20 protein-coding genes, 1 tRNA gene and 2 pseudogenes are annotated in these 23,925 nt (G+C 58.7%); 14 read left to right on the forward strand and 9 right to left on the reverse strand.

Translation table 11 applies throughout. The annotated features are described in order from the left end of the window. Positions 1 to 23 precede the first annotated feature (23 nt). The gene (locus M2S36_RS10345) at positions 24 to 1,229 is read left to right on the forward strand and encodes a methyltransferase (protein WP_233688069.1); all 1,206 of its coding nucleotides are present in this window, start codon (positions 24 to 26) and stop codon (positions 1,227 to 1,229) included. Between the two features lie 276 nt (positions 1,230 to 1,505). Here the strand turns inward: M2S36_RS10345 and M2S36_RS10350 are convergent, their stop codons facing one another. Next, entirely contained in the window at positions 1,506 to 1,781 is a 276-nt protein-coding gene (locus tag M2S36_RS10350) for a DUF3077 domain-containing protein (RefSeq protein WP_013970482.1), read from the reverse strand. A 572-nt stretch (positions 1,782 to 2,353) separates the two neighbouring features. Here M2S36_RS10350 and M2S36_RS10355 point away from each other — a divergent pair. From M2S36_RS10355 to thyX, 7 genes and pseudogenes are all read left to right on the forward strand, one after another. Continuing rightward, on the forward strand, positions 2,354 to 2,602 hold the full coding sequence (locus M2S36_RS10355; RefSeq protein WP_333957128.1) for a hypothetical protein: 249 nt from the start codon (positions 2,354 to 2,356) through the stop codon (positions 2,600 to 2,602). Positions 2,603 to 2,700: 98 nt separating this feature from the next. Then, a tRNA-Thr gene (locus tag M2S36_RS10360) sits at positions 2,701 to 2,776 on the forward strand. Between the two features lie 264 nt (positions 2,777 to 3,040). Next, a pseudogene (locus M2S36_RS10365) lies at positions 3,041 to 3,229 on the forward strand (XRE family transcriptional regulator); the annotation flags it as partial. A gap of 9 nt (positions 3,230 to 3,238) precedes the next feature. Continuing rightward, entirely contained in the window at positions 3,239 to 3,871 is a 633-nt protein-coding gene (locus tag M2S36_RS10370; protein ID WP_333957129.1) for a hypothetical protein, read from the forward strand. A gap of 125 nt (positions 3,872 to 3,996) precedes the next feature. Next, a pseudogene (locus tag M2S36_RS10375) lies at positions 3,997 to 4,202 on the forward strand (DUF3079 domain-containing protein). Between the two features lie 1,104 nt (positions 4,203 to 5,306). Beyond that, entirely contained in the window at positions 5,307 to 6,131 is an 825-nt protein-coding gene (locus M2S36_RS10380; RefSeq protein ID WP_333957130.1) for a dCTP deaminase, read from the forward strand. After that, positions 6,128 to 6,901 (forward strand): FAD-dependent thymidylate synthase, encoded by a 774-nt coding sequence (gene thyX, locus M2S36_RS10385; RefSeq protein WP_016497586.1) that lies wholly within the window; start codon positions 6,128 to 6,130, stop codon positions 6,899 to 6,901. The genes M2S36_RS10380 and thyX overlap by 4 nt, the downstream gene beginning before the upstream one ends. Positions 6,902 to 7,102: 201 nt before the next feature. Here thyX and M2S36_RS10390 read toward each other — a convergent pair whose 3' ends face one another. From M2S36_RS10390 to M2S36_RS10405, 4 genes are all read right to left on the reverse strand, one after another. Beyond that, complete coding sequence (locus tag M2S36_RS10390) at positions 7,103 to 7,681, reverse strand: hypothetical protein (RefSeq protein WP_333957132.1); 579 nt, start codon at positions 7,679 to 7,681, stop codon at positions 7,103 to 7,105. Positions 7,682 to 7,684: 3 nt separating this feature from the next. Further along, the gene (locus M2S36_RS10395) at positions 7,685 to 8,983 is read right to left on the reverse strand and encodes a hypothetical protein (RefSeq protein WP_333957134.1); all 1,299 of its coding nucleotides are present in this window, start codon (positions 8,981 to 8,983) and stop codon (positions 7,685 to 7,687) included. A 384-nt stretch (positions 8,984 to 9,367) separates the two neighbouring features. Further along, entirely contained in the window at positions 9,368 to 9,841 is a 474-nt protein-coding gene (locus M2S36_RS10400; protein WP_333957136.1) for a helix-turn-helix domain-containing protein, read from the reverse strand. A gap of 46 nt (positions 9,842 to 9,887) precedes the next feature. Then, positions 9,888 to 10,241, reverse strand: a complete 354-nt coding sequence (locus M2S36_RS10405) for a type II toxin-antitoxin system HigB family toxin (protein WP_207833158.1) — start codon at positions 10,239 to 10,241, stop codon at positions 9,888 to 9,890. Positions 10,242 to 10,418: 177 nt separating this feature from the next. Between M2S36_RS10405 and M2S36_RS10410 the strand changes: the two genes are divergently transcribed. Beyond that, positions 10,419 to 10,625 carry a DUF3079 domain-containing protein gene (locus tag M2S36_RS10410; protein ID WP_135002100.1) on the forward strand — a complete coding sequence of 69 codons (207 nt, stop codon included), beginning with the start codon at positions 10,419 to 10,421 and terminating at the stop codon, positions 10,623 to 10,625. Between the two features lie 431 nt (positions 10,626 to 11,056). On the opposite strand, the gene M2S36_RS10415 is transcribed toward M2S36_RS10410, so the two are convergent. Beyond that, positions 11,057 to 13,354: a TonB-dependent siderophore receptor gene (locus tag M2S36_RS10415; protein WP_333957137.1), complete on the reverse strand. Its 2,298-nt coding sequence runs from the start codon at positions 13,352 to 13,354 to the stop codon at positions 11,057 to 11,059. A 140-nt stretch (positions 13,355 to 13,494) separates the two neighbouring features. On the opposite strand from M2S36_RS10415, the gene M2S36_RS10420 reads away from it, so the two are divergent. The 3 genes from M2S36_RS10420 to M2S36_RS10430 all read left to right on the forward strand — a co-directional run bounded on the left by M2S36_RS10420 (position 13,495) and on the right by M2S36_RS10430 (position 17,384). Then, positions 13,495 to 14,214 carry a response regulator gene (locus M2S36_RS10420; protein WP_207833154.1) on the forward strand — a complete coding sequence of 240 codons (720 nt, stop codon included), beginning with the start codon at positions 13,495 to 13,497 and terminating at the stop codon, positions 14,212 to 14,214. Position 14,215: 1 nt separating this feature from the next. Beyond that, positions 14,216 to 15,604, forward strand: coding sequence for an ATP-binding protein (locus M2S36_RS10425; protein ID WP_333957138.1), 1,389 nt, complete (start codon positions 14,216 to 14,218; stop codon positions 15,602 to 15,604). 115 nt (positions 15,605 to 15,719) lie between these two features. Next, positions 15,720 to 17,384, forward strand: coding sequence for an FMN-binding glutamate synthase family protein (locus tag M2S36_RS10430; protein ID WP_207833150.1), 1,665 nt, complete (start codon positions 15,720 to 15,722; stop codon positions 17,382 to 17,384). Between the two features lie 134 nt (positions 17,385 to 17,518). On the opposite strand, the gene M2S36_RS10435 is transcribed toward M2S36_RS10430, so the two are convergent. Beyond that, entirely contained in the window at positions 17,519 to 18,838 is a 1,320-nt protein-coding gene (locus M2S36_RS10435) for an OprD family porin (RefSeq protein WP_333957139.1), read from the reverse strand. A gap of 505 nt (positions 18,839 to 19,343) precedes the next feature. On the opposite strand from M2S36_RS10435, the gene M2S36_RS10440 reads away from it, so the two are divergent. Next, positions 19,344 to 21,443, forward strand: a complete 2,100-nt coding sequence (locus tag M2S36_RS10440; RefSeq protein ID WP_333957140.1) for a TonB-dependent receptor — start codon at positions 19,344 to 19,346, stop codon at positions 21,441 to 21,443. A gap of 132 nt (positions 21,444 to 21,575) precedes the next feature. Here M2S36_RS10440 and M2S36_RS10445 read toward each other — a convergent pair whose 3' ends face one another. Both M2S36_RS10445 and aguA read right to left on the reverse strand, forming a co-directional pair. Then, positions 21,576 to 21,773, reverse strand: coding sequence for a hypothetical protein (locus M2S36_RS10445; protein WP_082888390.1), 198 nt, complete (start codon positions 21,771 to 21,773; stop codon positions 21,576 to 21,578). A gap of 186 nt (positions 21,774 to 21,959) precedes the next feature. Beyond that, positions 21,960 to 23,066, reverse strand: a complete 1,107-nt coding sequence (gene aguA, locus M2S36_RS10450) for an agmatine deiminase (protein ID WP_233688064.1) — start codon at positions 23,064 to 23,066, stop codon at positions 21,960 to 21,962. A gap of 280 nt (positions 23,067 to 23,346) precedes the next feature. On the opposite strand from aguA, the gene rfbC reads away from it, so the two are divergent. After that, positions 23,347 to 23,892 (forward strand): dTDP-4-dehydrorhamnose 3,5-epimerase, encoded by a 546-nt coding sequence (rfbC, locus tag M2S36_RS10455; protein WP_063914607.1) that lies wholly within the window; start codon positions 23,347 to 23,349, stop codon positions 23,890 to 23,892. Positions 23,893 to 23,925 lie beyond the last annotated feature (33 nt).

The raw sequence follows: 23,925 nt of genomic DNA on the forward strand, positions 1-23,925 counted from the left end.
AAAACCCAACACACTTCCTCCCCATGCCCAACCACCTCCACAGCCCCCACCTGAGCACCCGCTTCCAGGCCCTCGACCAGTTCCTGATCGAGCACCAGCAGCTGTGGAAACCCCGCCCCTTCACCACCCTGCACCTGGCCTGGGAAACCGCCCACACCGAGCTTGCCGCCCACCTGCGCCAATGCTCCCTGGCAGACGCCGAAACCGACACCACCGCTACGCCGTTGCCCGCCCCGTTCCCGCAACTGGCCCAGCAAGCCCGACAGCTTGCGGCCCTCGGTAACCTCCCGAAAACCGATCTGCCTACCGCCGCGCACCGCCTCGACGTCGCCGTCCCCGGCCGCAAATGGCAGCAGATCGAAGCCTTCGCCAGCCACCTGGCCTTCCGCGAACAGCCCCGCCACTGGCTGGACTGGTGCTCCGGCAAAGGCCACCTGGGCCGCCGCCTGCTGCAACCCGGCCAGCAGCTGACCTGCCTGGAGTACGACACCGAGCTGGTCGCCGCCGGCCAGGCCCTGAGCACGCACCACCATTTGCCGGCGCAGCATGTACACCAGGATGTGATGGCCAACGACAGCGCCCGCCACCTGGCTGGCGACAAAAGCGTGGTCGCCCTGCATGCCTGTGGCGACCTGCATGTACGCCTGATGCAACTGGCCAGCCAGCAAGGTTGCCGGCAACTGGCCGTGGCGCCCTGCTGCTACAACCGCATCGCGGCGCAGCAATACCAGGCGTTATCCACAGTCGCCCAAGCCTCCAGCCTGCGGCTGTCACTGGACGACCTGGGCCTTCCCCTGAGCGAAACCGTTACCGCCGGTGCCCGCGTGCGGCGCCAGCGCGACACCTCGATGGCCAGGCGCCTGGGCTTCGACCTGCTGCAGCGCCAGCAACGCCAGACCGATGAGTACCTGCCAACACCGTCACTACCCGTAGCCTGGTTGGAGAAGACCTTCGATCAGTACTGCCGCGACCTGGCCGAACTCAAGCAATTGCAGCTGACTGGCAACCCGGACTGGGCAGCCCTGGAAGCCGCCGGCTGGCAGCGCCTGGCCGAGGTCCGCAACCTGGAGCGCGTGCGCAACCTGTTCCGCCGGCCGCTGGAGCTGTGGTTGGTACTCGATCGCGCCCTGTTCCTCGAAGAACAAGGCTACAACGTGCGCCTTGGCCTGTTCTGCGACTACCCACTTACCCCACGCAACCTGCTCATCCTCGCCGAGCGCGACCGTTAGCCGCAGCACAACCTGTGGATAACTCTGTGAACAAGCTTGTGATTACCTGTTGGATCCAAGCGCTATTTCAAACGCTTGGCTTATTCCGGCTTGCCCGTCAAGGCCAGTAAAAACAGGCGTTTGCGCAAAGACCGGCGGTGTAGCGCTCCGGCATGCCTTTCGCGCAAGTCGCCGATGCCACTTGTGCATAAACATTTCTTGTGGTTGGCGACTGCGTCTAAAGCCTTACTCAGAATGGCCTGACTTGCGCGGTCCCTTGTGGGAGCGCATAAGGGTTCAATGCGCCTTGTTCTTGGCAATCTCGATATCGTTCATCAGCGCTTTGGCCATGTCGCACAGATAATCGGCGGCGCCCAGGAATTTATGGTCATCCTCCATATCCCCCTCGCGCACCAGGTGCTTGATGTAGCCCATCAGGATCGAGACATGTTCGTAGGCAGCATCGACTGGGACACCGGGCTCGACGCGTAGCAGATTGAGGGATGGGTTGCCGGCTGCGAGGAAGGTTTCCACGCCTGCGGTGGTGATGGGTTCGATGATGGTTTTCTTCATGGCATATATCCTTACTCGGGGAAGGGACTGCCAGAAATCTTTCTCACGGATTTGGGTGGCAGCCGTACGCGGGGTGAGAAACCGGTCGAATAAGGAAGCCCGGCCAGACCGAAGTCTGCCCGCGTACGGCCACCAAAAAAGGGGTAGCGCTTATTCGACTTGGGTTCTCACACCCGGTCGCCAGAGCGACCCGAAAACGGTATCCGTGAGCCATTTCCCCCACAACAGCGATACTTCGGCGGCGCGCGTAGGATAGTTCCGAAGCCACCAAACCCTGAAGCTGTTAGCCCTAAAGTTCAGAATCTTCGTACAGCTGATGGCCCTTTCGCGGGTAAACCCGCTCCCACAGGAATCACACAAGGCTTGAGAACAGTGATATCCCTGTGGGAGCGGGTTTACCCGCGAAGAGGCCAGCACAGGCAACAAAAAGCTAAAGCCCCACCGCTGATCCCGCCCAACGGTGTATCATCCGCCCCCCAAATCATTAAAAAGTGACGTCGCGCGCTGCCCGCCAGCCTCGCGACCTTCTGGCGTTGCGCCAGAACCGACATGGACTAACGGACCCGACCATCGTGACCCAGACCAAGCCCCTCGCCCTGCTGACCCTCACCCTGGCCCTGACCGGCTGCGCCAGCGGCACCGCTCCCCACCCCGGCAGCAGCCTGGGCTGGAACCACCCCGGCATGCAGCTGGGCGGCGACAACGGCCTGCCCCTGCGCACCGAAAGCCCCTGCCGCAAGCGCGGCTGCGACAACGACAAGTTGTTCTTCAACCCCGGCAAAACCGAGCCGAGCGTCACCACCATCCATCGCGGCTGGTAGGAAAATTCTTCTTTCAGGTCGGTGACTTAGGTCATTTGCGAACATTCGCAACGAAGTGGTTTACAGGCGCCAACCGATCGTTATAATGACGCCCCATTGCCGGTATAGCTCAGATGGTAGAGCAACTGACTTGTAATCAGTAGGTCCCGGGTTCGATTCCTGGTGCCGGCACCATACGCAGTATCAAAAAAGGCTCACCGAAAGGTGGGCCTTTTTTTGTTTTCAGGGTCGCCCAACCACATTAGCCTTGGCCTTGAGGTCGATGCGGTCGGTGTAGGAGCTGGCTTGCCTGCGATGGGCTGCGCAGCGGCCCCCAACGATCCCAAAGAAGAGCGCAGGCTGAGACCAGACACGTTTTCCAACATAAACGCTTTGACTCGCCACCCGGCCCCGCCACGATTTATCGTAAATTTTAGATATTCCTGCTGAGGCAAGCCGATGGCGCTTCAATTCCACGAAAGCCCTTTCCACGCCACCCACGATGCAGACACGGCCAGCAAAATGGCCTTGAAAATGGACCTGTCCATTTTCATCACGGACTGCATCAAAAAAATGGGCCTCAAGCAGAATGATGCTGCGGTCAGGCTGAACGTAACCCAATCCCGAAAATCCGAGCTTGCAAATGGTTGATTCTCGATGAAGCGCGAGAGTGGGGCCAGTAATACCAGTGAGGCGATGACTGTGCCCTCGAATACGGCGCATGGGCCCCAGCATTGCGACACCACCCCGCTCGATTACTCGCTAGAAAAACTTTGGGCGCTTGTGCCCTCTGGCATGCCTCCCTCTGATCAACATGCCCGTCAGGCACTCGAGCACCTGGTCGTTCAAGCTACAAAAACCTCGCTGGACAAGCTAGACAAGGCCGTTGTTGAGACCTTTGCTCTCCTCTTCTGGTACAGAAACGAGGATATGCGCGAAGCACTGGAGAATCGCTTGAACATGCCAAGGCTCGCCCCCGTAAGGAAGCGGCGCCTGATGTATCTGGTTGACCGGCTTCGCCGTTTTCCATGCATGAAGCTGGAACAAGCCGAGCAGATGAAGAAGCTGGTCACCCGCTGGAAGGACCTGGCTCAAGATCTGAATGGAAAACTGGTAGAAAAGGCGCAAGCGGTAAACCGTTACGACAAGGTTGCTGCTACGTGGGGCGTGGCTGAGCCCGTATCCAGTCTGATGAACATGGTGCTAGAGCTGCAAACCCGGCACTTTGTAGATGCCCATCATCTGCCGAACGGCTATGCCCAGTTGGCAACGCGTCCCCCTCATCACTGATCCGGTAATGTTGGGTCAGTTGAGGTTTGTAGTGGCTGTACTCCTCCCCAAGATTTATCTCAATCAAGCCTGACGTAGGCACGCAGCATAGCCTGAGATCCGTCAGCACTTGAGGGACGGAAACCATGGCCAAGAAATTCCCCACAAACCCAGTCACCCGGAGCGCATCTGCTGGGGCTGCGACCTGTATTGCCCGGCCAAGGCGTTGGCCTGTGGCAATGGCGCGAGCCGGACCATGCACCCGGTGGAACTGTTTGGTGAGGATTTGGACAGTTTCGAGGACCGGCTGGAGAAGCCGATTGATCGCGAGCAAGGGGCTGGGCCCAGGTGAAATGGGGCCGCTTTGCGGTTCATCGCCGGCAAACCGGGCTCCTAAAGGTACAGCGCATGCCTTGAGCCCGGTGCGGCCCCAGCGAATCAGGTGCTGCGTGGATGGCACGGGCTTCGCCCGTGTTCGCGGGCGCGCCCGCTCCCACAGGGATCGCGCCACCTATCAGAAATTGAGCAAGGCAGTTGCTCCCAAAGGGGCGCGCCGGGCTCAAGGCATGCGCTGTACCTGTGGGAAATTGCCCAGCGCTGTCGCACAGGGAACAATGTTCGAGAGCGTGTCACATTCCCTTGTGGGAGCGGGCGTGCCCGCGAAGCGGCCAGCGCGGTGTATGGCACCGGCTCCGCCGGTGTTCGCGGCGGTTCGACGCCTCGACACGCCCGCTCCCACAGAGCCCTGCTAAATCAATGATCTATGTGTTGTTCTATGAGCTGGCTTGCCTGCGATGGGCTGCGCAGCGGCATGTGATGGATGCTCTTATACCTATGGACCTCGTGCGCCAGCTACACCGTACCTCGCTGCCCTGCAGCAACCTATCCGCTTGGTCGCCAACATGCGCCCGTCTCTTTCTCCTGGAAAGAGACGGGCACTCCTACCACTGCTGCAGCCCCGATCGCACAAGGCTTTGCGGCATTCCCCCTCGCGACAATCGGCGTGACAAACGCCGATGTCACTAGCAACAGCGCTGTAGATGATGGTGCCGCAGGCCAAGGAATGGACTGCACCTGACTGACAGTCAGGCATGCCCCGGTCATCGCAGTGCTGCGTTCACCCGGCTCAGGATCTTCAGGCGCTGGTCTAGTCAGCCAGTGCTGCCTCCACCCGCCCACCGGTAACGGTGCTCAGGAGGCCAGATCATGAGATGCCCTTACTCCCGGACGTAAGGAGCCGCCAGTCCCGCGTAGAGTACATTCCCCACAGGTCGCAGGGGCCTTGATCCCTGATAACACTCAACATTCTTGGCGGGATGACGTGGGGAATAGGTTTGGGACTTCGGCAAAACAGACCGGCCTAGATGACGTACGGGGCGGGCGCTGTGAGCCTTTTGAAAAATTCAACATTCACTTACTATAAGAGTATCTTGAGCTATTTCTTTGGAGACCTGGTTTGCTATTAACTGACGCTGAGATCCGAACAGCCGTACTCTCCGGAGAAATAGATTTCGGCCGTCTTTTCGATCACCGGCAGATCCAATCCGCTTCTATCGATCTGACTGCCGGAAAAATATATATCCCGGACAAAATAAAAGAAATAAACAAAGTTCAGAACTTCTCCGACCTAGCGATACACCAGTGCAGTATAGGAGCAGGGGAAGCGATAATTATCGAACTATCGGAAAACATACAGTTAAGCAAAGACATCGGAGGCATTCTCCTACCTCCGAACTCTTTGACAAAGAATGGCATCATCATGACCAACCCAGGTCATATCGATCCAGGTTATAGCGGAAAACTCACGGTTTGTCTCATTAACATGGGTAAAGACGCAGTTCCAATGGAGCCAAGCTCTGTCGTAGCAACTCTGCTCCTGTTCAGGCTAAATGCTCCTTCCTCTGGCTATCAAAAAGGGCCAGGCACCGGTGCAAACCTAACACAGCTATCTAAACTTTCAAAAGATTTCGCAAACATTTCAGAAAGGTCGTACGACGATATCAAGCGAGTGATATGGAGACATTTCATCGCTGCGCTGGGACTCTTGTCGTTAGCTTTCGCAATTCTAGCGATCGTTGTACCGAGTTTACTTCCAGTTGCAACAGGCCTTCTAGAAAATAGACACAGCGAATCAAAAAATGGCGAAGCCATCAAAAAGTTGGAAGAACAGATAAAAACTCTGCAAAGCCAGCTAGAAAAAAAGCCGTCCGTAATTGATGCACCTGCACCTGCACCTGCACCTGCACCTGCACCTGCACCTGCCCATAAGGAGACAGAATGAAAGTCTCAAGTCCTATTGTGAGATGCGTTGCAAAAAGCTCTATTGACTTTGACGCGATTCAAGAATTCTTAGATTCTGAAAAAATGGTGTGGCAAAGAACGACTGACTCTAAAAGCAGCGATGACTTAGTCGAATTCTCAGGGCGAATTTGCTATATGTCTTTTGGTCAACGTCAATCGCCTAGAAGCAATCAGGAATACATACTCAACCTCATTGATAGCGGGCATGGCAGTGTGCTCGAGCATGCAAGTTGGACTTTCATCGTATCGGGTGTATCACGGGGCTTTACCCATCAACTTGTGCGACATCGCGCTGGCTTTTCGTATAGTCAGCTTTCACAGCAGTATTACGACGAATCTGACGCGGACTTTGTTGCGCCTCCATCCCTAAAAAAAGATTCTCCGTTATATAAAAAATGGCTTGATGCAATGCATTCATCAGTCGAGCTATATAGAGAACTCATCGCGAGCGCAAAGAAATTATCTATAAGCAACAGCTTTTCCAACAAAGAAAAGTTACGAGAACTCAGAACAACTGCAAGATCAATTCTCCCAAATGCCATTGAAACAAAATTAGTATTCACGGCAAACGCCAGAGCACTGAGGCACTTCCTAATTACGAGAGGGGCAATCGAGGGTGACTGGGAGATGCGGGATGTGTCAACTCAAATCCTAAAAATTGTCAAGCAAGACGCACCTTCGCTTTTCCAAGACTTTGAAACAATAAAATTAAGCGACGGAAGCAGTTCTGTCATAAAAAAGACCATATAGCCACGCCAGAACAAACCTTAGGCGACTTAATGCACTTTAAGTCGCTAGGCCTCGACGCATCATATCAAACTATAAGCTTTATCGGGATCCAGAAAATGGGGGCTGATTTATCTTCCGAAACATAAATCAGTCCATTTTTGTTTTTGATCAAAAATCTAAACAACACCGAAAACCACCCCCTTCAACTACAAACGGCAGTAGTTAATTCCGCATCTTCATGTCTGCTCTGTAAAAATTATCCCTCGGGAAAACCGAAACGTACTCAGACTCTTCGGTCTCGTAGCGCACCCAAATATTATCCACGCTTTTGTAAATGAGACATCCCGTCTGGCTGTCCTTGTCGTTCACATGAACGACCACAAAATTGCACCCATTAGTGACAGCAACCTCGCCACCACTTTTCATTGCCGAATTGAATAGATAGTTAGAAAACCACACTATCCCAACCAGCAAAAAAATCCCTTTCAACTGCGAACAGGCGAGCAATAAATTCTCAGCCCTTGCAGATGCAATCTTCTTCAAATACAGCGTACCCAATAACGCCGACAGCACACTAGCGACAACAAAAAATAAAAGCGGATACGCAACGGGACTTAAAACCTTGATTATTTCTCTACCACCCTCAAAGAAAATTTGATCTACAGCAACATCAACGAACGCGGGGTCTACTCTCACGCTTCGAAAGTAACCATTAAAATATCCTCTTCCTGAAGCATATGTAATAGCCGTCAGTAAGAATGCACCACCTACGAATTCTAAAATTCCGTTTCTCACCGTCACCCCCTATTCCAAGTCAAGGCGGAACTGTTCGCCCGTTCCGCTGGAATGTTGTTTGGGCCCCATGGGTTTTTCTGAGCCACTTTCAATATCTATTTGTGGCGAGAAGGAAATAGACGGCAATGCGCTATCGGCGTTAGCTAATTTTAGATCAAGGCTAGAGGTCAAACTTGTAACCCCTTTCTTGCTCATAATCTGCTTATACTCCTCAAGCATTTTATCTGTTTTATCCCTATCAGCAGGCTTTGCAGTTCGCTCCTGGGACATATCATCTTGTTTAAGAGTTGATACTATCTCTTCAGAGAGACTAGTCAGCGCATCAGACCCGCCTTGGCACCCAGTCAAGCCGAAGGCTAGTAAAGAAGCTAAGACCCGAGCATAGACCTCTGGTTTCACTCCATTCAACACCTGAACTGCGTGATGAAAGTAACCAGGCGACATAACTTCAGCTTGCGAGGTCAATCTTTCTTGGAAGTCGGTCCCATGCAAGCTGTCCTCTAGCAATCTCGCCAAGTCAAAACCCGGCATATTTGGTTTCAGCAGAGCATCTGTCGTCAATTGCGTGCAAACAACGAAATCAAGCAGCTTGCACATACTTCGAGTGCCAACGGGGCCACTTTTCGCAACACGATTAGAGAAGTAAACCACATCAGAACGAACAAAAATAGGATAAATCAAACAATATATTTTATCCCAATACTCGTCCAAGCTGGAAACCGTATTCCTAGCTAAGAGCGGCTTCTTTAATCCAGCACTAATAAGTTCCCGTGCAATTGGCTTGCCCCAAGCAACATTCCTGCGTAGCTTAGACTCTAAATACTCAACTTTCGGCTCTTTTGAGCCTCGGTATATTTTATTAACCAACACAGTCTCATCAATGTAAGACTCTGATGTGAATTGTCCGATAGCTATATGGGTCTTACATAAAGTAACGACCAGATCACCCACGCACATTTCTTGCGCAAATTTATTCACCTGCGCTTCGCGGTTGGCTAGAGACATTTTGCTTTCGAAATACTCTTCCTCGGCCAACTCAACATCTTGCTCTAGCTCAGTGCTGGTGTCATCGAATCTTTTCAGTGCTGCTAAAGGTGAATCAAAGAAGCTATCAGATTCAGCTTCCAGATACCTCCGCAAAATCTCTCTAGAAGGAATTTCGTCAAGCGCGTGTTTTTTGATTAGCTTGTCGATATGAGCGATTGCAACAACGCCGTGCTTTAGGAAATTCTGAAAATGCTTTCCGCCGGAAGCCCTAACCAACCATATCCGCTGTCCCTCAGGGTATACAAAGACTTTCGGAAGCACCTTCAATCCCCTCTGCAATATCAGAATGATGGCTCAGTATAATTTTCACTCCCTCCGAAATGCAACAGAAAACACTCATGGTGTTTAAGCGCTCTTAAGCGCAAGTACTGCAGGGAATACTTATTCGCCGAGTGCAAAACCATCTGCTACTAAATACTCAACCGCCCTTTATTCTGGCCAACCCGGAGTATCAATCACCAATAAAACATCTGAAATATTCTCGACGGATAGTTTTAGAGATAGAACCAAAAAACATCACAAAAAAACATTTATTTTCAGTTATTTACGAGCTTTTTCTACTCCTGGTGCCGTATCAAAAAAGGTTCACCGAAGGTGAGCCTTTTTTGCCTTCTGTGCCCCGCAATCCCAGCAACCCTGCCGATTTCAAACCACCCCATGCATGAAAAAATCAACCGGTACGCTGAAAAACTCAGCAAAGCCCTTTATCTGGGCAACCGTCATCTTCCGCCTGTTGTTCAAAATCTCTGAAACCGCGCTCTGGGTCGCTATCGAGGCAAGGTCCTTCTGCTTCACCCCCCTGTCCGACAGCAGGAAGGCCAACGCTTCGGCCTGGCTCGCAAACGGCACGAGTACCGACTCACTCTCATACTCGTAGACACGATCCGCCACCATCTCTGCAAAGCGCGCTGCTGCGTGACCTTCGCTGTCGGCATGCGAGTAGAGCTCATCGATCAATGCCATCCGCGCCTGGAGTTCAGCATCGTCCTTGATAGGGTCATGGCAGGCAGCAAGTAGCTGGGTCATGGTTGCCATCTGGGTGTTCAGGCCATCCAGCATGGGTGAAATATTAGCGATGAAGGCATCTAGTCCATTGGCTTCGGTTTTATCCCGCTTCATGGTTGTCACCTGTCGAATCGGAAGGTTTTGGGCAAGTGCCAGGCGGCTACCTGACATCGCTCTTGCACCACTTGTCGTACTCCGCGTGCGACAGAATGGCCTTGATATAGAGGGTGCCCGTTCGTGTGTTGAGCCATGCGATCAGGCGGCATTCGTTTTTCTTGATATCGAACACATAGACATCAAGCGGCCCTTTACGACTGGCGGGCCTGAGTTTTGAACAAGGAATGCGGTCAACGTTCCAGCCAGAGGCGGTAGACCACGTATCCCTTAGCTGCTCAAAAGGCTCGAAGCGCAGCGTCGCCCTATCAAAGGTCGTGAGCCACAGGCTCAGGGGGGCTTTCCACTGGGCGTGAGCTTCGATGGCTTTGGTAACCGCCGCTTTCGTTATCACCCGCATCGTGTTGTCCCGGCGTACCAAGGTGCCTACAAATTATTCCAGATCCAGATATCTGTAAAGCAGATATCTGGATCCGGAATATGCGCTCTGCTGAAGGTCACCGGGACATTGATGCCGATCAAGCTGAATAGCGGACCGAGGTATAGGTTGGGGACATAGTCCTGAGGGAAGCTGACCATGGCCAAGAAATTCCCCACAAACCCCAGCCACCCGGAGCGCATCTGCTGGGGCTGCGACCTGTACTGCCCGGCCAAGGCGTTGGCCTGTGGCAATGGCGCGAGTCGGACCATGCACCCGGTGGAACTGTTTGGTGAGGACTGGGACAGTTTCGAGGACCGGCTGGAGAAGCCGATTGATCGCGTGCAAGAGGCTGGCCCCAGGTGAAATGGGGCAGCTTTGCGGCCCATCGCCGGCAAGCCGGGCTCTCATAGAACTGCACATAACTCATTGAGTTAGCAGGGGGCCTGTAGGAGCGGCTTTAGCCGCGAACACCGGCGCAGCCGGTGCCATGCACCGCGTTGGATTCTTCGCGGCTAAAGCCGCTCCCACAGGGGACGCGGATTGCTTGCAATTTCAGTTAACTACGCGACAGCGCAGCCCAAAGGGCTGGGCCATCTACCACAGGTACAGCGCATGGTTTGAGCCTGGCGCCGACCCAGCGAATCAGGTGCCGCGGTGGATGGCACGGGCTTCGCCCGTGTTCGCGGGCGCGCCCGCTCCCACAGGGATCGCGCCACCTGTTAGTTGCTCCCAAAGTACCTGTGGGAGCCCGGCTTGCCGGCGATGGGCTGCGCAGCAGCCCCAGGTGCGGTTGATCAGAACGCGGTGCTGACCGTCAGCGACAGGTTGCGTGGGTCGCCGTAGATCGCCCCGGCATAGAACCCGTAGCGGGTGTAGTAGTGCTTGTCGAACAGGTTGTTGGCGTTGAGGCTGACGCTGGTGTCGTCGGTCAGCTGGTACTTGGCCATGGCATTCCAGATGGCATAACCGGACCAGTTCACGTCAGTGGCACCGGTGCTCACACCGTTGCTCGGCTGGCCTGCCGGGCTGGAGATCGCGCGGATGTTGCTCTGTGCAGTAACCCCGGCCCCCAGGGTCAGGCGGTCGAGCGGGCCGGAAAGGCGGTAGGTGGTCGAGGCCTTGAACAGGTGTGACGGGTCGCTGCGGCCGTCGCTGTCGACGCGGCGGAAGTGCAGGTAGGTGTAGCCGGCGTAAACGTTCCAGCTTGGCGTCAGGGCGCCGGCGACTTCCAGGTCGATACCATCGGTTTCCTGGCCGGAACCGGCCTTGTAGGCGTCGCCACCGGTGGGGGTGGTAAGGTCACCGTCGAGCACTGCCTTGTTTTCTTGCTTGGTGCGGAAGTACGCCGCCGAGGCGTTCAGGCGGCCATCGAACCACTCACCCTTGATACCCGTCTCGTAGCTTTGCCCGCGAATCGGCTCGACCTTGCTGCCGCTGCTGGTTTCAGCGGTTTGCGGGGTGAAGATGTCGGTATAGCTGGCGTACAGCGAGTAGTTGTGGTTGAGGTCGTACACGGCGCCCAGGTACGGGGTGACGATGCCGTTCTCTTCCTGGCTGGTACGTGCGCCAGCCACGCTGCGGGTGGTGGCTGAGTAGTTGCTGGTGCGCACGCCAAGGATGACCGACAGCGGGTCGGTGATGCTCAGGCGGGTTGCCGCATACATGCCCTGCAGGCGGGTGGTGGTCTTGCTGTGGCGGCCGGTGCGCGAGGCGATGATGCTGTAGTCGTCATCCACGCCATTGCGCCAGTCGGTCAGCGGGAAGCCGTTGTTGGCGCGGAACTGGCAACCCAGCGCAGGCGCACTGGCCATGCCGTCGCCAACCATGGTGCAGGTGTATTCCGGCGACCAGGCCACGGTGCGGCTGTCGTTGTAGCCGACCATCGCCTGGTGGGTACGGCCGAACAGCTGGAACGGGCCGGACAGGTCGATCTGCGCCGACTGCTGGGTGGTGTCGGTGGAGCTGTGCAGGCCGTTGAGCACGGCACCGCTGCCATCCTGGTCCCAGTAGCCGCCGTAGCTGCCACGGCCCGCCGAGTTGACCTTGGCCAGGCCGCGGTGGTTGAGGGTTTCGGCGGTGCTCTGGGCGGCTTTCAGGTCCAGGGTCCAGTCGTTGTCGAAGCGGTGCTCCAGCGAGCCGAACGCGGTGCGGGTGGTGTACTCGCCAAAGCTCCAGCTAGGTACCACGTTGGTGCTGCGCGGCAGGTCGGTCTTGCTGCCATCACGGTACCAGATCGGGATGTTCGCTCCCCAGCCACCGCCAACAATCTTGTTGTACTCGTACTGGTAGCCGGCACCGAGGGTGGTGGCGTCGTCCAGGTCGAATTCGAAGTTGGCCAGCGCGGCGCGGGAGCGTTCGGACTGGTTATCGCGGAATGAATTGGCGTCCTGCTGGGTCATCACGAAGCGCGAACGCAGGCGGCCGTCTTCGGACAGCGGCAGGTTGAGGTCGGCGCCCAGGCGGCGCTTGTCCCAGCTGCCATAGGTGGCATAGGCGCTGCCGCCGAACGTCCTGGTCGGCGCCTTGCGGATCAGGTTGACGGTGGCCGACGGGTCGCCGGTGCCGCCCAGCAGGCCGTTGGCGCCACGCACGATGTCGATGCGCTCGTACAGGTCCATGTTCAGCGCGTTGCCACCACCACTGAAGTCGGAGCCGCCCTGGAACTGCAGGCCATCGACCTTCCAGTTGCTGATCGAATAACCACGGGCACGGTAGTCGGTACGCCCGCCCACTTCGGACTTGCTCGCGGTCACCCCAGGGGTGGTTTCCAGCGCTTGCTCGATGGTGTGGATGTCGCGGTCATCCATCTGCTGCCGGGTAATGGTGGTGACCGACTGCGGTGTCTGCCGCGGCGTCAGGGCCAGGCCGGTGGAGCTGCGGGTGCTTTCGACCGTGTAACCCAGCTGGCCGGCTTCGTCGGCAGGCAGCAGGGCGCTGTCTTCGATCTGGGTGGCGTCCAGCTCCAGGGGCTTGCTGTCGGCAGCCATCGCGCCACCACTGACGGCTACGGCGATGAACAAGGCCAGCGGTTTCAGGCGAGGGCCGTCTCGGCTGATGGAAGGGAAGGCGTTCGGGGTGCTCTCGGCGTTCATTTGGGAAGACTTCGTATTTGCAGATGATTTTTTGTTAGGATTCTAGGGATCGGCCCTCCGGGCTCCAGACCCGGCTTGTATGGGGATGTAATCGAACGTAACGAGCGCCACCGGCCCTCACCGAACAGGTGTTTTTCCGCATGAGCACAACTCTGCTTGTTGTCGATGATGACGACGAGATCCGCGAACTTCTTTGTGATTACCTGGCAGATGCCGGCTATAACGTGCTGGCAGCGGCCGACGGCGAGCAGATGCGCGAACAACTGGCCCGGCACAAGGTGGAGCTGGTGGTGCTCGACCTGATGCTGCCGGGCGAAGACGGCCTGAGCCTGTGCCGCCAGTTGCAAGCCACGCCTGGGCTGGCGGTGATCATGCTGTCGGCCAAGGGCAGCACGCTGGACCGCATCATCGGCCTGGAAGTGGGTGCCGATGACTACCTGGCCAAGCCCTTCGAGCCACGCGAACTGATCGCCCGGATCAAGGCCGTGCTGCGTCGTCCGCAACGCCTGGATGCCCCCGCCGAAGCGCCGGCAGAGGAAGCCCAGCTGTTCGCCGGCTTCCGCCTGGAACATGCGAAGCGCCTGCTCACCCGCCCCGATGGCGAGACCCTGACCCTGCCCCGCTCCGACTACCGCGTATTGCGCGAGCTGCTGGAAGCCAACAGTCGCGTGGTGTCCCGCGATCAGCTGACGCGCAGTGCGTTCGGCCGCGACCACCTGCCAGACGACCGTTCGGTGGACATGTGCGTCAGCCGCCTGCGCCAGCACCTGCGCCACGCCCCGGCGGGTGCCGCACAAATCCTCACCATCCGCAACGAAGGCTATTTGCTGAGCATTGCCGCCAACGGGGCCGATGCCTGACATGCGCTGGCTTCGCCGGCTGTGGCCACGCACGTTGTTCGGCCAGTTGCTGCTGATCATGGTCAGCGGCACCGTGCTGATCCAGTTGATGTCGAGCAGCATCTGGTTCGATGTGCGTTTTGCCCAGGTACTCGAGGCCCCTGTCCGGCTGATTGCCGCACGCAGCGCGCCGTTGATCGCCCAGGCGGACTGCCGTGCTGGTGCGCTGCAGGCACCAGCGCATTACCAACTGCGTTGCAGCGAAGCCCTGCCCACGCCGGTACAGGACGAGCGTCGTGGGCGCAGGCGTATCGAACTGTTGTTGCACCAGGCCCTCGAGTACGAGTTGGGGCATGCCCAGGACGTGCGCCTGATGAAGGTGCAGTTGACCGATGAACAGGGCCAGCCGATCGTCTGGCGCAGCCTGTTCGGCCTGCGCACGGCCCAGGCGCATCTGCAGTTCGCGGTGCCGTTGGCCGATGGGCACTGGCTGACCATCGAAGGCCAGGAACTGCAAGGCTGGAGCGGCGAGTCAGCGTGGGTGCTGATCAGCGATTACCTGTTGCGGGTGTACGCGCTGCGCATCGTCGCGGTATTGCTGGTGTGCCTGGTTGCGGTGCGCTTGTGCCTGCGCCCGTTATGGCGCCTGGCCGATGCCGCGCGCGGCCTGGGTAGCAACCTCGAGCAGCCGCCCCTGGCGCTGGATGGCCCGGAGGAAGTGCGCCAGGCGGCCCAGGCCTTCAACGCCATGCAGCAGCGGCTGATTGCGATGGTCAACGACAAGGCCTACTTCCTGGCCGCTGTATCCCACGACCTGCGCACCCCGCTGACGCGCATGCGCCTGCGCCTGGAGCGCCTGCCGGACGACGAACACCGGCAGCGCCTGCGGCAGAACATCACGCAGATGGACGACATGATCGGCCAGGTGCTCGATTACCTGCGCGCGGGGGAGCAGCAGAACTTGCAGCAGGTGGACCTGGACCGGCTGGTGATGCGCCAGTGCGCGGAGCTGGCCACTGCCGAAGAGCCGTTGCCGGTGCATGGCCAGGCGGGCAGCCTGCGGGCCGATGCCCTGCTGCTGCAGCGCTGCCTGCAGAACCTGCTGGTCAATGCGTTGCGTTATGCCAAGGAGGTTTCGGTCACGCTGGAGCGCGCTACCACGGGAGTGTTTATCCATATCGACGACCGCGGACCGGGGATTGCACCGGGCTTGCTGGCGACCATCATCGACCCGTTCGTGCGCGGCGAAGGGTCGCGTAACCAGGCCTCCGGGGGGTATGGGCTAGGGTTGAGCATTGCCCAGCGGATTGCTGCCAGCCATGGGGGCGAGTTGCTGCTGGCCAACCGCGAGGGGGGTGGGTTGCGGGTCAGCGTGTTGCTACCCAATCAGCCTTTGCGCGCCCCCCTGTAGGAGCGCATGAGCCTGGAAATACACGATCAGGTAACAGTCTTTTACCGATTACCCAGGTTTTCCCCTCCCCGCCTTTGCCTATCCTATGCCCGGTCATCCTGCCTGCGATGGACCCATGAAACACTCTCTACCCAGCCGCTACGCCTGCCTCGCCCTCTGCCTGCTGTTCACCTTCGCCAGCCTGCCGCTGCTACCCCAGCATGCCTGGCTGTGGCCTGTAACGCTGATCACCGCGCTACTGAGCCTGGTCGGCCTGAACGACCTGCGCCAAAGCCATCACGCCGTGCGCCGCAACTACCCGATCCTGGGCAACATCCGCTACCTGATCGAAACCATCCGCCCGGAAATCCGCCAGTACCTGATCGAGGGCGACGACGACAAGCTGCCGTTCTCCCGCTCGCAGCGCTCGCTGGTCTACGCCCGGGCCAAGAACGAAAGCGCCGAGAAGGCCTTCGGCACCCTCAACGATGCCTACAAGCCCGGCTTCGAGTTCATCAGCCATTCCATGTTGCCGGTGGCCACGCCAGACCCGGCATCGTTCCGCATCGCCATCGGCGGGCCGCAATGCCGCCTGCCCTACTCGGCCTCGATCTTCAACATCTCGGCCATGAGCTTCGGTGCCCTCAGTGCCAACGCCATCGCTGCCCTCAACCGCGGTGCACGCATGGGCCGTTTTGCCCATGACACCGGCGAAGGCAGCATCAGCCCGTACCACCGCGAACATGGCGGTGACCTGATCTGGGAGATCGGCAGTGGCTACTTCGGCTGCCGCACCGAGGACGGCCGCTTCGACCCGCAGCGCTTCGCCGAGCAGGCGCGCTCGCCGCAGGTGAAGATGATCGAGATCAAGCTCAGCCAGGGCGCCAAGCCGGGCCACGGCGGTATCCTGCCGGGGCACAAGGTCAGCCCCGAGATTGCCGCCACCCGTGGCGTACGCGTGGGCGAGGATTGCATCTCGCCGGCGGCGCACAGCGCCTTCCGCACCCCGGTCGAGTTGCTGCAGTTCGTGGCCAGCCTGCGCGAACTGTCGGGCGGCAAGCCGGTGGGGTTCAAATTCTGCCTGGGCCACCCCTGGGAGTTCATGGGCATTGCCAAGGCCATGCTGGCCACTGGCATCACGCCGGACTTCATCGTCGTCGATGGCAAGGAAGGCGGCACCGGTGCGGCACCACGCGAGTTCAGCGACAACATGGGCGTGCCGATGCGCGAAGGCCTGATGTTCGTGCACAACACCCTGGTCGGCCTGAACCTGCGCGCCAGCATCCGCATTGGCGCGGCAGGCAAGATCGTCAGCGCCTTCGACATCGCCAGCGTGCTGGCCATCGGGGCGGACTGGGTCAACTCCGCGCGCGGTTTCATGTTTGCCATCGGCTGCATCCAGTCGCAGAGCTGCCACACCAACAAATGCCCGACCGGCGTGGCCACGCAAGACCCGCTGCGCCAGCGCGCCCTGGTGGTGCCGGACAAGGCCGAGCGGGTGGCCAGCTTCCACCGCAACACGCTGCATGCGCTGGCCGAAATGTTGGCTGCCGCGGGCCTGGAACACCCTTCGGAACTCAAGCCCAAACACCTGGCGCGGCGTATCAGCCCCAGCGAAATCGGGCTGTTCTCGGACCTGCACACATTCCTCAAGCCGGGCGAATTGCTCAGTGGCTCGATTGAAAGCGAGTTTTATGCGCGGATGTGGCGGATGGCGCGCAGTGACAGCTTTGCGCCGGAGACTGGGGAGGGAGAGGTGAAGGTTGCCGGGGTGCGGCGCAGGGCAGTGGAGCCGGCGTGAAAGCCGGGGGCCGCTTTGCGGCCCTTTCGCGACACAAGGCCGCTCCCACAATGGTCCTGCGCATGCCGATCAATGTGGGAGCGGCCTTGTGTCGCGATGGGCTGCAATGCAGCCCCTAGGCCATCAGATCAGGATCAGAAGATGCTGATCGGGTACTCGACGAATACGCGAACTTCGTTGCCGTCGTCGTTGTAACCGTTCTGCTGCACGGCGTTGTTGGTACGCACGAACGAGCTACGCAGCTTGATGGACAGGTCCTTGGCCGGGCCGTCCTGCACCACGTAACGGATCTGGTTGAAGATCTCGCGCTCTTTACCTTCACCGAAGCCCTGCGGGTTGGCGACGTTGCGGGTGTTGATGTTGTCACCCACCACGTAGGCCAGCTTGTAGGTCAGGCCCGGGATGCCGTAGGCACCGAAGTCCAGGCCGTAGCCCAGCTGCCAGGAACGCTCGTCTTCGGCGTTGAAGTCGGACCAGTACGAGTTGGCCAGGTAGATGGTCGAACCACCGTCACCCACGCCACCCTCGTTCTGGTACCAGCCGTAGTTGTAGCCGGTGCTGCCGGTGCTGCGCTGGTGGGCGATGGTGAACGAGTGCGCACCGTACGCGTAGGTGGCTGCCAGGCTCCAGATGGTGTTGGAGTCGCCGTTCAGGCCAGCGGATTTCACGAACTTGTCGTCGATATCCGACTTGTAGCCGTTGAAGTCCAGGGTCAGGGACTGGTCGCTGGCGATCGGGAAGACGTAGTTCAGGCCCAGGTAGTGCTTCTTCATCACGTCTTCGTTGTCGGCGGTGTACAGCGAAGCGGTCAAGTTGTCGGTGAACTTGTAGCTGCCACCAAGGACGTTGATCGACTTCAGGCCACCACCGTCACGGCGCTCGGCGCTCTTGCGCGCTTCCTGGGTGAAGCGACCGGCGTTCAGTTCCAGGCCCTGGATCTCTTTGGAGGTGATCAGGGTACCGGTGAAGCTTTCTGGCAGCAGACGCGCGTCGTCGTACTGCAGCACTGGCAGTGCCGGCATCTGGTCACCGTACTTGAGCACGGTGTTGGAGATGCGGAACTTCACAGCAGCGCCACCACGGGCCAGGTTGTGCGGCGAGTTGGCGTTGCCGTTCTCGTCCTTGAAGTCCGAAGGCTTGAAGAAGTCGACACCGGCACCACCGTTGTGGCCCTTGCCGCCGTCCAGACGCACGGCATACAGGCCGAATGCATCGACGCCGACACCGACGGTGCCCTGGGTGAAGCCGGAGGAGAAGTTGGCGATGACGCCCTGGCCCCATTCGATCTGGTCGTCGGTGCCGTGTTTCTTGTCGCGGTTGATGTAGGCGTTGCGCAGCAGAACGTTGGCGTGGCTGTCCTCGATGAAGCCTTTGCTGTCGGCCTGATCATTGGCCTGTGCCTGGGTCGCGGCGATCATCGCCAGGGCGACCAGGCTGATCCTGGTTTTCAACATGTTGTTTTCCTTATTTCTTAATCAAAAACGCTCTGCAATATGACGCCAGGAACCAACGCCCCTTCGTAGGTTCGACGCTATGCGGATCCAGACTGGAAGGCCTGCCGGTAATCACACGGCGGCCTCTGGCAGCAGCATGGCCAAGAGCATGGCCAGCAGGCGTTGGCCGAATCCTAGCCGTGTGCGATTACAAATGTCAAAAAGTCGTGAAATGCAGGTTGATATAACCAAATTCACCGACGGTACCAGTGCATTTCCATACCGGTTGGCGCTATCAGTGGGCAATTTATCTCGCGTGCGAAAAGTCCTTTTGATCGAGCGGACAATTTTCTCTGGACGGCCTTTCCGCGGTACAAGGCGGCTTCTGCAAAAACATGCGGTGTAACTGTCAATGTTACAAAAAGATACACATGTAAATACAACCCTTTACGAATACTCAAGCAACAGCAAATAACACGCATTACCATCCGCATCTATTTTTCACTTGCTCGATCCGGATGTGCCCATGCTTGTACCCTGCCGTCTTTCACCCCTGACGCTTGGCCTGTCGCTGCTGTTCAGCGCCGGCCTGGCCAGTGCTGCCACCACCACCCTGCCGGAACTGTCGGTCACCGCCGACAGCGAGCGCGAGAAGGACAACCCGCGGGTCAAGGAGGTAAGCACCGCGACCCGCACCTCGACGCCGGTACGTTATGTGCCGCAGGCCATCGACACGGTAAAGGCCGCCAACGTGCTGGATTACGGCAGCAATACCCTGGGCAAGGCGCTGGAAGGCATCCCCAACGTCAGCAGCGGTGCCGACACCCGCTTCGACAGCGTGCGCATTCGCGGCTTCGAGGCCAGCAACGACTTCTACCTGGACGGCATTCGCGACGACAGCCAGTACATTCGCGACCTGCATAACATCGAGCGGGTCGAAGTGCTCAAGGGGCCGGCAGCGGTGCTGTATGGCCGTGGCAGCCAGGGCGGTATCGTCAACCGGGTCAGCAAGGCGCCGGAACCCGGCCGCCGCTCGACCATCGAGGCGCAGGCCGGCAGCGAAGACCTGCGCAGCCTGTATGCCGACCTCAGTGCCGACCCCAGCGACACCGTCAGCCTGCGCCTGAACATGGGCAACCAGGACAACAACAGCTTCCGCGACGGCATCGACGGCAGCCGCCAGCTGTTCGCCCCGTCGATCAGCTGGCAGGTCACCCCCGACCTGAACTGGCTGGTGCAATACGAATACAGCCGCTACAACCGCACCCCGGACCGAGGCATCCCCGGTGTCAACGGCCGCCCGGCCGATGTCAGCCGCAGCACCACCTATGGCGATACCCAGCGCGACTACATCGACGACCGCGCCCAGTCGCTGCGCTCGCGTCTGAACTACCAGCTGAACGAAACCTGGCAGTTGCGCCATACCCTGGGTCTATTCAAGCTCGCCAGTGAGTTCGACAACACCTACGTCACGGGCTACAACGCCAGTAACAACACCGTTACCCGCCAGCGTTGGCAGCAAGACCTGAACACCCGCAACCTGTTCAACAACCTGGAGGCCGAGGGCGACTTCGACACCTTTGGCCTGGAGCACAAGCTGTTGCTGGGCCTGGAGTTCGGCAACCAGAAACGTGACCCATTGTTGTACATCACTTTGCCTGTCAAGGAAGGTGGCCAGGCGGTGCCAGGCCTTGACCTTGGCAACCCCGACCGCAGCCAGCAGCACAATGGCCCGATGACGGTGTTTAGTGACAACCATACCGTGGTCGATAGCCGCGGCCTTTACCTACAGGACCAGATCCGCCTGAACGATCAGTGGCAGGTTCTTGCCGGCGTACGCTTCGACCAGTTCGAAGTGCAGACCACCGACAAGGATGGCCGCAGCGAACCACAGGACAGCAATAGCACCAGCCCACGCCTGGGCGTGGTCTACACACCGTGGCGCGACCATTCGTTCTACGCTTCGTGGAGCAAGACCTTCTCGCCTGTAGGTGGCGGTCTGATCGGCATCACCCCAGGCGCAAAGGGCAACGGTAACGACGCCAAGCCGGAAGAAACCCGCCAGAAGGAAATCGGGGTGAAGAGCGACTGGCTCGACCAGCGCCTGACAACCACCCTGGCCATCTACGAGCTGGAACTGTACAACCGCCGCACCCGCGACCCGCATAACCCGGCAAACATCCTGCTCAGCGGCTTGCAGCGTTCGCGCGGCATCGAGCTGACCGCCACCGGCAATATCGTCGGCAACTGGTACGTGCGCGGTGGGATCGGCCTGCAGGATGCGACCATCGTCAAGGACAACAACGGCCAGGAAGGCAACCGCATCAATGACGTGGCCAAGCGTAATGGCAGCCTGTTCGTGACCTGGAAACCGGAGCTGGGCTGGTACGCCGAAACCGGCCTGACGCTGGTGGGTGAGCGTTATGCGGACAACCAGAACACCACGGTGCTACCGGGCTATGGCCGCTGGGATGCATTGGCGGGGTACCGCACGCATGACTGGGATGTGCGAGCGGCGCTGAGCAACATCGCCGACAAGACCTACTACAGTTCGGCGACCAGTGCGGCGCAGATCCAGGTGGGTGACCCGCGCAGCCTGGTGGTGACTGGCAGTTACAGCTTCTGATCTTTATTGCCTGTACCGGCCCTTTCGCGGGCTCGCCCGCTCCCACAGGTACTCCACAGGGTTCGAGACATGTGGTGTCCCTGTGGGAGCGGCTTCAGCCGCGAAGGGGCCGATACAGGTTCAAGCAATCGATCAGTGCCAAACCGCCATCAGCGCCTGCATTTCTGCTTCGCTGATCAAGCCTTGGGGGTATCGTCCGGCAAGCAGACGTCGTGTGTCGGTCGTCCTGACCCTGATGCTTCCATGGTGTTTCAACCACTTCGCCACAAGCCTGAGCGATTGGTGATTCACTGCCGATGGGCGCAATGCCGACTCACTTGCTGCATTCATTTCTACACGTACTCCCTGGCCCGTGAGTGGCTAATTTACGTAAGTGTTGTTACAGATCCGAGAGCGCGGCCTGGCCGAGCTATCTAACTGAAAACAATACAAAACATATGCCAGCACAGGCCTCCGGACGGCCCCCGGAAACAAAAAAGGCCCGTCATGTGACGGGCCCCTTCATTCAGCGTGCGCTCAACGCCTTGCCGGCGCAGGCTGCTGCTGGGTCAGGCAGTGGATGTTGCCACCGCCCAACAACAGTTCACGGCCTGGGATCATCACTACCTCATGGTTGGGGAAAACCTTCGCCAGAATCGCTCTGGCCTCAGCGTCGGCCGGGTCGTCGAAGCTCGGCGCGATGATGCCGCCATTGACGATGAGGAAGTTGACGTAAGAGCCGGCCAGGCGCACCGATGGGTCACGCTCCTGGCTGCCGGCTACCTGGTCGACACCGGCACACTCTTCGGCGGTGGCAAACAGCGGGCCCGGGATCGGCATCTTGTGCACGATAAACTCACGGCCCTTGGCATCGCGGGTGTTCTTCAACACCTCCATGGCGGCGTGGCAACGTGCATAGTTGGGGTCGTTGGAATCATCGGTCCAGGCCAGTAACACTTCGCCCGGGCGCACGTAACAGCAGAAGTTGTCGACGTGGCCGTCGGTCTCGTCGTTGTACAGGCCATCCGGCAGCCAGACCACGGTATCCACCGCCAGATGGTCGCGCAGCACCGCTTCAATCTGCTCGCGGCTCAGATGCGGGTTGCGGTTGCGGTTGAGCAGGCACTCCTCGGTGGTGATCACGGTACCTTCGCCGTCCACGTGGATCGAGCCGCCTTCGAGTACGAAGCCTTCGGTGTGGTAGCGCTGGCAGCGCTCCATTTCCAGGACCTTGGCCGCCAGCTCCTCGTCACGGTTCCACGGTGCGTACAGGCCGCCATCGAAGCCGCCCCAGGCATTGAAGCCCCAGTCCACGCCGCGCACTTCACCCTGGTCGTTGATGACGAAGGTCGGGCCGGTGTCACGCACCCAGGCGTCGTCATTGCTGATCTCGACCACGCGGATGTTCGGCTGGTCGAGCTGACGACGGGCATTTTCGTACTGGCCAGCAGAAACCGCGACGGTTACCGGCTCGAAGCGGGCAATGGCCTTGGCCAGGGTCACATGGGCAGCCTGCGCCGGCTTGCCGCCCAGGCGCCAGTTGTCCGGGCGCTCCGGCCAGACCATCCACACCTGGGTTTGCGGGGCCCACTCGGCGGGCATGTGGAAACCATCGGCACGGGGAGTGGAGTTGAGGGTTTTCATGGTTGACCTCTGTGATGGCCCTGAGCCGGACTGTGCTGGGGCGTTTGCCAATTTATAACCGATATATATCGATATTTGAAGCCCGATAATCGGGAACAACACCAATCTCTCACACACTTAACCCGATAACAATCGATACAAGTACAGCCTTGACCGGGGAGCAAAAGGGTATGACATCTACCATAGCCAGACCTTGTGAACCCCGTTACAGCGCAAGGCGGAAAAAACCGGCGAGACCGGCTAGGGTCAATACGTGGGCAAAACGGGCCAGCGAACCACCATGAACATCATCCCTACCGCAATCCCTGAAGTACTGATCATCGAGCCGAAGGTTTTCGGTGACAGCCGTGGTTTTTTCTTCGAGGCATTCAACGCCCGTGAGTTCGCCCGGCAAACCGGCGTGAATGTCGAGTTTGTCCAGGACAACCACTCGCGCTCCATCAAGGGCGTACTGCGTGGGCTGCACTACCAGGTAGAAAACACCCAAGGCAAGCTGGTGCGCGTGGTGCAGGGGGAAATCCGTGATATTGCGGTAGACGTACGCAAGAGCTCGCCAACCTTCGGCCAATGGGTCGCGGTGCAGCTGTCGGCCGACAACCATCGCCAGCTGTGGATTCCACCCGGCTTCGCCCATGGCTTTGCGGTGATGAGCGAGTCGGCCGAGTTCCTCTACAAGACCACCGACTACTACAACCCGGGCGCCGACCGCTGCATACGCTGGGATGACCCGACCCTGGCCATCGACTGGCGGCTGCAGCAACCACCGGTGCTGTCGGACAAGGACAAACGCGGCCTGCCGTTGGCAGAGGCGGAACTGCTGCCTTAACTAGCGCATAATTGCGTCAGACTTATCTGGCGC

It is taken from the genome of Pseudomonas sp. SF2 (assembly GCF_036858055.1).
Lineage (GTDB): Bacteria > Pseudomonadota > Gammaproteobacteria > Pseudomonadales > Pseudomonadaceae > Aquipseudomonas.